This is a genomic window from Shumkonia mesophila (assembly GCF_026163695.1).
Classification (GTDB): Bacteria; Pseudomonadota; Alphaproteobacteria; order Rhodospirillales; family Shumkoniaceae; genus Shumkonia; species Shumkonia mesophila.
Genome location: NZ_JAOTID010000012.1, coordinates 163,609 through 173,598, shown reverse-complemented (window position 1 = coordinate 173,598; position 9,990 = coordinate 163,609). Strand labels below are relative to the sequence as shown.

The following is a 9,990-nucleotide window of genomic DNA, read 5'->3' as shown; positions in this document are numbered from 1 at the left end:
CGACCAGTTCGAGACGTCGGTGGGGGAACTGGTTGAACAGGTGAGCACGGCGGCGACCGGGATGGAGGGGTCGGCGGCGCGGATGACGGCGACGGCGGAGGGGACGACGCGGCAAGCTTCGGCCGTGGCGGCGGCCTCCGAACAGGCCTCGGCCAACGTCGAGACGGTGGCCTCGGCGGCCGAGGAGTTGTCGAGTTCGATCTCCGAGATCAGCCGGCAGGTGACCCAGGCCTCCGAAATCGCTTCCGCCGCCGTCAAGGAGGCGGAAGCCACCAACATCAAGGTGCAAGGCCTGGCAACCGCCGCCAACAAGATTGGCGAAGTGGTGGCGCTGATCACCGACATCGCCGAACAGACCAACCTGCTGGCCTTGAACGCCACCATCGAGGCGGCCCGGGCCGGCGACGCCGGCAAGGGCTTCGCGGTGGTCGCTTCCGAGGTCAAGAACCTGGCCAACCAGACGGCCCGGGCAACCGACGAGATCGGCGCCCAGATCTCGGGCATCCAGGCCGCTACCCAAGAGGCGGTGGCGGCGATCGAGACGATCAGCCAGACCATCTCGAAGATCAACGAGGTCAACTCGGGAGTGGCCTCGGCGGTCGAGGAGCAGGGCGCGGCGACGCAGGAGATCGCCAGGAACGTCGAACAGGCGGCGGCCGGCACGCACGAGGTTTCCTCGAACATCGCCGGCGTCAACGACGCGGCTACGGAAACCGGCACGGCGGCGGCCGGCATGCATTCGGCGGCCGGCGACCTGTCGCGCCAATCGGCGAAGCTGCGCGAGGAGGTCGACCGCTTCCTCGCCAGCGTGCGGGCCGCGTAATCGATCAGGGCTTCCTGCCGGCACTTGGCGCTGCCCATTATGCCGCCCTGCCTCCCCCCGGAGGCGGGGCGGCTGCTTTTTGGGCCCGGGGGCACCGAGGGGAGAAAGTCTCGCGTCCTATGTTCGCCGTTGTCATCACTGCGTAACAAATTGTTACCAATTAACAATCTGACGCCATCATTTTGAAACAGAATAAGCGTATTTTCCTGGCGCCATATAAAAAAAATCGATATACATTCATCGAATAACCCCCAATAATTGTATAATTTAGGCAATAACCCGTTGCGAACCCAAAAAAATTGGGGAGCGCGACTCGTGCATTGCCCATGCAGTTCAAGAAAGACCGGGAGCATGCTGAAAAAAATTAGAATATCCGCCAAACTGTTTGCGCTCATCGCCATCAGTATTTTCGGCATCATCGTCATGACGGGGTTTTCACTTTCCATCCTGCATCAGACGATGATCGATGACAGGGCGGTCAAGATCCGCAATCTTTCGGAAATCGCGAGAGATGTGGTTGTCCACTATTACGACCGCTCCCGGAAGGGCGAGTTCGATGAAAAGACCGCCCAACATCTCGCGAAGGAAGCTCTGCGTAAGGTGCGCTACGACAAGGTGGAGTACTACTTCATCTACAAGACGGACGGCACCAATGTCCTGTTGCCGACGCTGCCGGAACGAGAAGGGAAGAATTTCTACGATTTGCAGGACCCAAACGGGGTCTATCTCATCCGCGAACTCATCAAAAGCGCACAACAAGGCGGGAAGCCGGCCTATTACGTCTTCGCCAAGGGGGAGAAAAAGGTCCTGACCGACAAGGTTGCGGCGGCCGCCCTGTTCGAGCCGTGGCAATGGATCGTCGGCACCGGCATCTACCTCGATGACGTGGCCGAGGAGTTTCGGAAGACGATTCTCAAACTGCTCGCGTGTTTTGTTCCCATTTTGCTGCTGGTGTGCGGCGGCGGGTGGTATTTGGCGCGGAACATGTCCGCTCCGCTTAAGGATATCACGAGCAGCATGAATCGGTTGGCCAGCGGCGACAAATCGATCGTTGTCAAATACACCGATCACGGCGACGAGATCGGCGATCTTGCCGGAGCGCTCGAAACCTTCAAGGAAAATGCGATTCGGGTCGAAAAGCTCGAGAAGGATCAGCAGGCGCAAAAGGCCCGCGCCGAAGAGGAAAAGCGACAGGCCGTGCTGAGGATGGCCGACACTTTCGAGTCGTCGGTAGGCGGCGTGGTAAAGCAGGTATCCTCGGCGGCCTCGCAGATGCAGTCATCTTCGGAATCGATGGGAGCCACCGCCGAGGAAGCGACGCGCCAGGCCTCCGCCGTGGCCGCGGCCTCGGAACAGGCCTCGGCCAACGTGCAGACGGTGGCGGCGGCGACTGAGGAGCTGTCCTCCTCGATTTCCGAAATCAGCCGGCAAGTGACCCGGGCCTCGCAGATCGCCTCGGCCGCGGTAAAGGAGGCCGAGCAGACCAACGTCAAGGTCCAGGGCCTGGCCCAGGCGGCCAACAAGATCGGCGAAGTGGTGGCGCTGATCACCGACATCGCCGAGCAGACCAACCTGCTGGCCTTGAACGCCACCATCGAGGCGGCCAGGGCCGGCGATGCCGGCAAGGGTTTTGCGGTCGTTGCCTCGGAAGTGAAGAACCTCGCCAACCAGACGGCCAAGGCGACCGATGAGATCGGCGCCCAGATCGCCGGCATCCAGGCGGCCACCCAGGAAGCCGTTTCGGCCATCGAGTCCATCACCAAGACCATCTCCCAGATCAACGAGGTCAACTCGGGTGTCGCCTCGGCGGTCGAGGAGCAGGGGGCGGCGACGCAGGAGATCGCGCGCAACGTCGAGCAGGCGGCGGCGGGCACCCAAGAGGTTTCCGCCAACATTGCCGGGGTCAGTCAGGCGGCCAGCGAGACCGGCACGGCGGCCGGCCAGATCCTCTTGGCGGCGGACGATCTCTCGCGGCAGTCCGAGACGTTGCGCGCCGAGGTCGACCGCTTCCTGGCCAGCGTGCGGGCCGCTTAGGGTCCGCGGCTTGGCCGCCGGCCGGGTGTTGTCGGCCGAGGGGGGCAATGAATGGTTGAATATCAATAGATATTGCTAGCGGATTCGTTAACGATCTGTTTTCCAGTGCTGGTGTACTTTCCGACAGGACGGGCTGGCCTGCCGCCGTGGGCGCGTGGTTCGGCCCAATCCACGCGGAAGGGCTCCTGGCGGCACGGATATTGCCGGAGCAAGAAGGCCGGGACGGCCATCATGACTTTCCGCCGACCCCCATTGGATCGGGCGATCGCATGATGTTGCGTCCCCGCCGGCACCAACTTGGCGCGCCGGGCCAGAAGAAGAAAACGGGATACGGAAACGATGATCTCCGAAACGACCCAGAAAGGCCAACGCACCTTCCTCCGGAACCTCAGGATTGGCTGGCAGATGCGGCTGGTCGCCGGGATGGCATTGGCGGGATTTTTGGCAATTGCCCTTATATCCGTCATGGTCTTGAGCCGGCTGTCCGCGATCCAGGCCGAGGAACGGGAAGCGACCGACACCATCCGCATTGTCGAGGCGGCCCGCTATGACTTTCTCGACGCTCGCCGGCGGGAAAAGGATTTCCTGATCCGCCTGGACGGCAAGTCCCTTGCCGGTCATGCCGAGGTTAGCCAGAAGACGATCGCCGCTCTTGACCAGTTGAGCACGCGGCACGATGAACCCGAGACCCTGTCCTTCATCAAGGCTGTTCGTGCCGGCTTCGAGGATTATGTCCGCCAGTTCGCCAAGGTGGCGGATCAGTGGCGGCGGGCGGGCTTTACGCCCGAGGAAGGCCTGCAAGGGGCCTTGCGGGGGTCGGTCCATGACGCCGAAGAGCGCCTCAAGGCTGCGAACGCACCGGAACTGACCGTTCTCATGTTGATGATGCGTCGCCATGAGAAGGATTTCCTGGCCCGTCTCGACGCCAAATACGTCAAGGACATGGCGGCGCGGGCCAAGGAGTTCGAAGCGGCACTTGCCGCCAATCCGGCGATCGCGGACGCCGCTAAAGGCGAAATCCGTGCGAAGATGGCGGCTTATCAACGCGACTTCGCCGCCCTGGCGCCGATCCGCCTGGAGATCGAAGAGGACATCAAGGTCCTGAGCCGGCTGTTCGCCGAAGTCGAGCCCAAACTTGAAGCCGTCACGAAGGATACGGAGGAAGACGTTGCCGCCGTTCAGCAGACCGCCCAGCAGGAACGGGATCGGGCGCTGTATCTCTTCCTGGCCGCCTTGGCGCTTGCCTCTCTCGTCGTATTCGCCCTGACCCAGGTCATCGGCGGCGCCATCGCCCAGGCCGTATCGCGGATGGCGGATGCCATGAAGCGGCTGGCCGCACGCGATATGACCGTCGATATTCCCGCGCGGGGCTGGCGCAACGAGATCGGCGGCATGGCGGCGGCCGTGCAGGTATTCAAGGAGAACATGATCGAGGCCGACCGCTTGGCCAAAGAACAACGGCGCGAGCAGGAAGCCCGGGCGGAACGGGCCAAGCGTATCGAGGATCTGTGCAAAGCTTTCGACGCCACTTCTTCGGAAGCGGTGAAGTCGGTGGCGGCGGCGGCGAGCGAGATGCAGGCCTCCTCCCAATCGATGGGGGCGACCGCCGAGGAGACGACGCGCCAAGCCGCCGCAGTGGCGGCGGCCTCCGAGCAGGCCTCGGCCAACGTGCAGACCGTCGCCTCGGCTTCCGAAGAACTGGCGAGTTCGATCTCCGAGATCAGCCGCCAGGTGACCCAGGCCTCGCAGATCGCGTCCGCTGCGGTGACCGAGGCAGAACGCGCCAACGTCAAGGTTCAGGGCCTGGCCCAGGCCGCCAACAAGATCGGGGAAGTGGTGGCGCTGATCACCGACATCGCCGAGCAGACCAACCTGCTGGCCTTGAACGCCACCATCGAGGCGGCCCGGGCCGGCGACGCCGGCAAGGGCTTCGCGGTGGTCGCTTCCGAGGTCAAGAACCTGGCCAACCAGACGGCCAAGGCCACCGACGAGATCGGGGCCCAGATCACCGGTATCCAGGCGGCCACCCGCGAAGCGGTGTCGGCCATCGAGGAGATCACCAAGACGATCTCGAAGATCAACGAGGTCAACTCGGGTGTCGCCTCGGCGGTCGAGGAGCAGGGCGCGGCGACCCAGGAGATTGCCAGGAACGTCGAGCAGGCGGCGGCGGGAACCCAGGAGGTTTCCGCCAACATTGGCGGCGTCAGTCAGGCGGCCAACGAAACCGGTGCTGCGGCCGAGCAAATCCGTGCGGCGGCCACGGCGCTGTCACAGCAGTCCGAAACGCTGCACGCCGAAGTCAACCGCTTCCTCGTCAGCGTGCGGGCCGCCTAGCGGCCCTCGCGCCACCAGGCGGCGGCCAGCGCGCCCAGGGCGAGCGTCAGGGTCAGCCACCACGGCAGCAGCGCCACCTGGTTGATGCCGACCACCACCGCGGCGCCATTCTGGGTGAGGCCCACCCAGCCGCGCCCTGCGGCGGCGCGCTCCGGCAAGGTGCGGCGGATGGCCGGCACGCCGTCGGCGAGCCAGCGGATGGCGCCGCCGCTGGCCTCCACCAGCGGGCGCAGGGGTTCGGGCGTCGCCCTGAGGTCGGCCAGTTCGGGGGCGTTGAGCGCCCCCACTGCGGCGAACGCCGTGCGGACGCCGTCTTCCGTCCTATACAGACCGGGCTCGTCGGCCGGCAGGGTGGCGGCGGCGCGGCCGTCCTGCTGCGGGGTCAGGGTGAGCGTGCTGACCGCGCCCGAGGGCGTGGTGACGGAGACGGTGGCGGGCTTGGGATCGAGGCTGCGGCGCTCCACCGTCAGCGTGCCGGACCGGGCCTCGGCGGTCAGCGCCTCCTCCTCCAGTTCCGGTTCCTTCATCAGCCAGTGGGCCAGCCGGCGCAACAGTTCGGCGTGCGGGCCGCCGCCGTCGTAGCCGCGTGCCCACAGCCACGTGTGGTCGGTCATGAACTGGGCGATCCGGCCCTCGCCGGCATGGTCGAGGACGAGCAGCGGCAGCCCGTCCGGGCCGGCCAGCAGCGGCGTGCCGGATTGCTGCGTCCCCTCGATCTGGCGGAACCAGCGGCCCCAGGGCCGGGCGCCGGCGGCGGGCTCGATCGCCGAGGTCACCGGATGGCGGCGGCCGACCTCGGTGACCGCCGGGCGATAGGGCGCCACCAGCACGCGCCCGCTGGCCTGGGCCGGCAGGATGTCGGCCAGCGCCGTTTCGCCCAGGCTCTGCGGACCGGCGAATTCCGGCCCCGAGGCGACCAGCAGGGCGCCGCCGTCGCGTACGTAGTTGACGATGTTCTGGAAATAGGCCGGCGGCAGGATGTGGCGGACCAGATAGCGGTCGAAGACGATGAGGTCGAATTCGCGGAGCCTTACCTCGAACAGCTCCTGCACCGGAAAGGCGATGAGGGCGAGCTCGCGCAGCGGCGTAAAATCGTCCTTTTCCGGCGGCCGCAGGATGGTGAAGTGGACGAGGTCGACGGCGGGGTCGGATTTCAGCAGGTTGCGCCACGTCCGTTCGCCGGGATGGGGCTGGCCCGACACCAGCAGCACCCGCAGCCGGTCGCGCACCCCGTTGACGGCGACGGCGGCGCGGTTGTTCACCGTCGACAACTCGTCGGCGAGCGGCCCGGCCTCCAGCTCGATGACGGTCGGTCCGGCGTGCTCCAGCGTCAGGGTCAACGGCTGGCGGGCCCCGACCGGCACGGTCTCCCGCGCCGCCACCCGGCCGTCGACGCGAACCGTGATCGGCGCGGTTCCGCCCGTCGCGGCGGGTTCCCGACCCTCGGCCTCGCGGTCCTCGACCCGGTAGGAAAGGGTGATCTCCTTGCCGACCAGTCCGTATCCCGGCACCTGGTCGATGACGATGCGCCGGTCGCGTTCGCCCGGCTGGCCGGTGAGCAGCAGATGGACGGGGGCCGGGCCAAAGGGCGAGGCCTTGGCCTTCGGCGCGTCGTGGACCTGACCGTCGGTGACGACCAGCGCGCCGGCGAAGCGGCCGGCCGGGATGTCGGCCACCGCCGACTCGAGCGCTTCGAACAGCCGGGTGCCGTCGCCGCCGCCCGGACCGTCGCCGCCCGCCTCCACGATCCTGACGTCGAGATCGGCGATCCCGGCCAGCGCCGCCTTCAACTCCTCCAGCGCCGTCGCGGTCTGGGCGCGGCGCTGGCCGACCCCCTGACTGGGCGAGGTGTCGGCCAGAATGACGGCGACGTCCTTCTGGGGATCGGTCTTCTGGTGGATCCAGCGCGGGTTGAAAAGCGCCAGCACCAGGATGGCCAGCGCCGTCAGCCGCCAGAATAGGCCGCGTCCGCGCCGAAGCGCGCCCACCGCCAGCAGGACGGCGCCGACGCCGCCCAGGGCGGCGATCAGCGGCCACGGCAGCAACGGGGCCCAGGCGATGCCGGCACTCATAGCCCCAGCCTTTCCATGATCGCCGGCACGTGCACCTGGTCGGCCTTGTAGTTGCCGGTCAGCGCGTACATCAGAAGGTTGATGCCGAAACGATAGGCCATCTCGCGCTGGCGCTCGCCGCCGGGCACCGCCGGATAGAGGGGGCGCTGCTCGGCGTCCATCGCCCAGGCGGCGGCCCAGTCGTTGCTGCCGACGATCACCGGCGATACGCCGTCGTTGACGCGCTCGCCGGCCCGTTCGACCCACACGGTGCCGCCGGCCCAGCGCCCGGGATAGTCGCGCAGCAGATAGTAGGCGCGCGACAGCACGTGTTCGGCCGGCGCCGGAATCAGCGGCGGCAGCCGCAGGCTGTCGGCCAGCCGGCGCAGGGCACCGATCGACACCGCGCCTTCCGGGTCGCGGGTATCGAACAGGATGACGCCGCCGCCGTCCATGAAGGCCCGGAGCTTGACCGCCGTTTCCACCGACGGGGCGACGGATTCCGTCACCGGCCAGTAGAGGAGGGGGAAGAAGACGATGTCGTCGCGTTCGAGGTCGACGCCGACCGGGGCTTCCAACTCGACCGCGGTGCGCCGGCCGGCGATGACGCTAAGGCCGACGAGGCCGGCGCGGCTGACCGCGTCGATGCGCTCGTCGCCGGTCATCACGTAGGCGAGGCGGGGTGAGCGGCTGGCCTCTTCGGCGAAGGCCTCGCCGCCAAGGCCGTCCAGCGACTGGGCCCGCGCCGCCGGGGGCTGGGCGACGACGAGCAGCGCCACCATCGCCACGACGGCGGGTGCGGCCCGGGTGCGGCCGCGCAACAGCCCGCGCAGCATCAGGCTGGCGGCGAGGTCGATCAGGGCCAGCAGCAGGGCGGCGGCCAGCAGCCAGGGCTGGAACGCCACCTGGCGGTCGCGGCCGTAGGTCTCGGTGGCGACGCCGGCCGGCGTCGCCGCCAGGGCGCGGGGGTCGGGCAGGCTGGCCGACAGGTTGAGCGCGCGTCGGGCGTCGGCCTGGCCGTAATAGCCGGGCGGATGCTCGGGGCCGGGCACGGCGCCCTCGAAACCGTCGGCGGCGAGGCCCAGCGCCCCACTCGGCGGCGCACCCAGGCGTCCGAAGCCGTCCAGCGATTCGAGCGGCGGCAACGGTGGTCCGCCCGGCTGCGCCACCGCCCCGTGGCTCAAGTCGACCACGCGGCGCAGCATTTCGACGAACAGGCCGGAAAGCGGCAGGTTCGACCAGCTGGTGTTGGAACTGGTGTGGACCAGCGTCAGCCAGCCCTTGCCGCGACGCTCGGCGGTGACCAGCGGCGTGCCGTCGGCCAGCGTCGCCCAGGTCTTCTCGGCAAGATCCAGCGCCGGGCTGGCCAGCACCTGGCGCGCCACCGCGACGTCGGCCGGCAGCGCCAGCCCGGCGAAGGGGCTGGCGGCGGCGAACGGGGCGAGACGGGCCGGCCGCGCCCACGACATGGCGCCGCCCAGGGTGCGGCCGCCCTGGCGCAGGGCCACCGGCACCAGGGGGTCGTCGAGGGTGGCGTCGTCGGCCAGGCGCGGCCCGGCGAAACGCAGAAGGATGCCGCCGTCCTCGATCCAGCGGGCGATGGCCCGGCCCTCGTCCTCGGAAAGCGGGCTCGAATCGGCCAGCACGAGAACCGCCAGCGTGCGCCCCAGAAGGTCGGCGACGGCGCCGCGCCTGACTTCGGTGAACGGCTCCAGCGCACGGTTGACGTAATAGAACTCGCTCAGCAGGGGTTGCGTCTCGGAACGCTGTGGGCCGGTTGCCAGGCCGACCGGGCGGCGGCGCCAGCGTTCGTCGAGCAGGACCACGGCGCCGGCGGTGCCCTGGTCTTCGATGTCGAAGCGGGCGAGGCGGTTGCGCATCTCGGCCGGCAGGTCGAGCGCCGCCTCGGCCTCGGCCTTGCCGTCGGCGAAGCGAAGCGGCTGGCGGGCCAGAAGCCGCCCCTCGGCGTCGTGGGCGCGAACCCACACGTCCAGCGCGCCGGCCGGGCTGTCGCGCGACGCCCGGAACCGAAGCGCGTCGCGCTCGGCTTCCGGCGGGCGCAGGATCACGGCCGGCCGTCCCGGCTCGTCGCGCATCAGCCGCACGGGGCCGAAGCGCTCCAGGCCGCTCAGCCAGGCGTCGGTGTCGCCCTCCCTCAGGCCGTCGCTCAGCCACACCACTTCGCCCGCCGGCACGCCGGTCCGCTGCAGCGCGCCGGTCAGGCGCTCCAGCGTGGCGGCGCGATCGCCGGCCCATGGCTTCGGTTCCAGCGCCAGGGCGCGCGTTCGGGCTTCCTCGGCCCGCGTCACTTGAAGGTCGGGCACGGCGCCGCCGGTCGGCGCCGTGCCGGTCAACAGGACCGGCCGGCCCTCGCGCGCCGCCTGGTCGAGCAGGCCGGCCATCGCCGCCTGCCGTCCGGCCCAGTCGCGCGCCGCCGCCCAGCCGTCGTCGACGACGACGATGACCGGCCCCTGGCCGCCGAGGCCGCGCGCCGCGTTGAGCACCGGGTCCGACAGGCCGAAGATCACGGCCACCGCCAGCGCCACGCGCAGCAGGATCAGCCACAGCGGCGACTTGGCGGCGGTCTCTTCCCGCGCCGTCAGCCCCAGCAGCAGGCGGAGCGGCGGGAAGACCACGCGCAGCGGGGTGGGCGGCGTGATCCGCAGCAGCCACCACAGGGCCGGCAGGGCGAGCAGCGCCGCCAGGGCCCAGGGAGCCGCGAAGGAAAGGGAGCCAAGCGTCCACATG

The 9,990-nt window shown here is 68.7% G+C and carries 5 protein-coding genes; 3 read left to right on the top strand and 2 right to left on the bottom strand.

All coding sequences use genetic code 11. The features are described 5' to 3' along the window. The 3 genes from ODR01_RS18600 to ODR01_RS18590 all read left to right on the top strand — a co-directional run. The coding region (locus ODR01_RS18600) for a methyl-accepting chemotaxis protein (RefSeq protein WP_316979198.1) at positions 1–823 on the top strand (823 nt) is incomplete at its 5' end. A 351-nt stretch (positions 824–1,174) separates the two neighbouring features. After that, positions 1,175–2,857 carry a methyl-accepting chemotaxis protein gene (locus ODR01_RS18595; protein ID WP_316979197.1) on the top strand — a complete coding sequence of 561 codons (1,683 nt, stop codon included), beginning with the start codon at positions 1,175–1,177 and terminating at the stop codon, positions 2,855–2,857. 339 nt (positions 2,858–3,196) lie between these two features. Further along, positions 3,197–5,191 (top strand): methyl-accepting chemotaxis protein, encoded by a 1,995-nt coding sequence (locus ODR01_RS18590; RefSeq protein ID WP_316979196.1) that lies wholly within the window; start codon positions 3,197–3,199, stop codon positions 5,189–5,191. Here ODR01_RS18590 and ODR01_RS18585 read toward each other — a convergent pair. Both ODR01_RS18585 and ODR01_RS18580 read right to left on the bottom strand, forming a co-directional pair. Continuing rightward, a complete protein-coding gene (locus ODR01_RS18585) occupies positions 5,188–7,263 on the bottom strand; it encodes a hypothetical protein (RefSeq protein WP_316979195.1) in 2,076 nt (691 codons plus the stop codon). The genes ODR01_RS18590 and ODR01_RS18585 overlap by 4 nt on opposite strands. Beyond that, the gene (locus tag ODR01_RS18580) at positions 7,260–9,989 is read right to left on the bottom strand and encodes a DUF4159 domain-containing protein (protein ID WP_316979194.1); all 2,730 of its coding nucleotides are present in this window, start codon (positions 9,987–9,989) and stop codon (positions 7,260–7,262) included. The genes ODR01_RS18585 and ODR01_RS18580 overlap by 4 nt, the downstream gene beginning before the upstream one ends. Position 9,990: the final 1 nt, after the last annotated feature.

Bases quoted from the DNA above. Each gene is read 5' to 3' on its own strand.
- ODR01_RS18590 (WP_316979196.1), top strand. From the start codon at position 3,197: ATGATCTCCGAAACGACCCAGAAAGGCCAACGCACCTTCCTCCGGAAC.
- ODR01_RS18585 (WP_316979195.1), bottom strand. From the start codon at position 7,263: ATGAGTGCCGGCATCGCCTGGGCCCCGTTGCTGCCGTGGCCGCTGATC.
- ODR01_RS18595 (WP_316979197.1), top strand. From the start codon at position 1,175: ATGCTGAAAAAAATTAGAATATCCGCCAAACTGTTTGCGCTCATCGCC.
- ODR01_RS18580 (WP_316979194.1), bottom strand. From the start codon at position 9,989: ATGTGGACGCTTGGCTCCCTTTCCTTCGCGGCTCCCTGGGCCCTGGCG.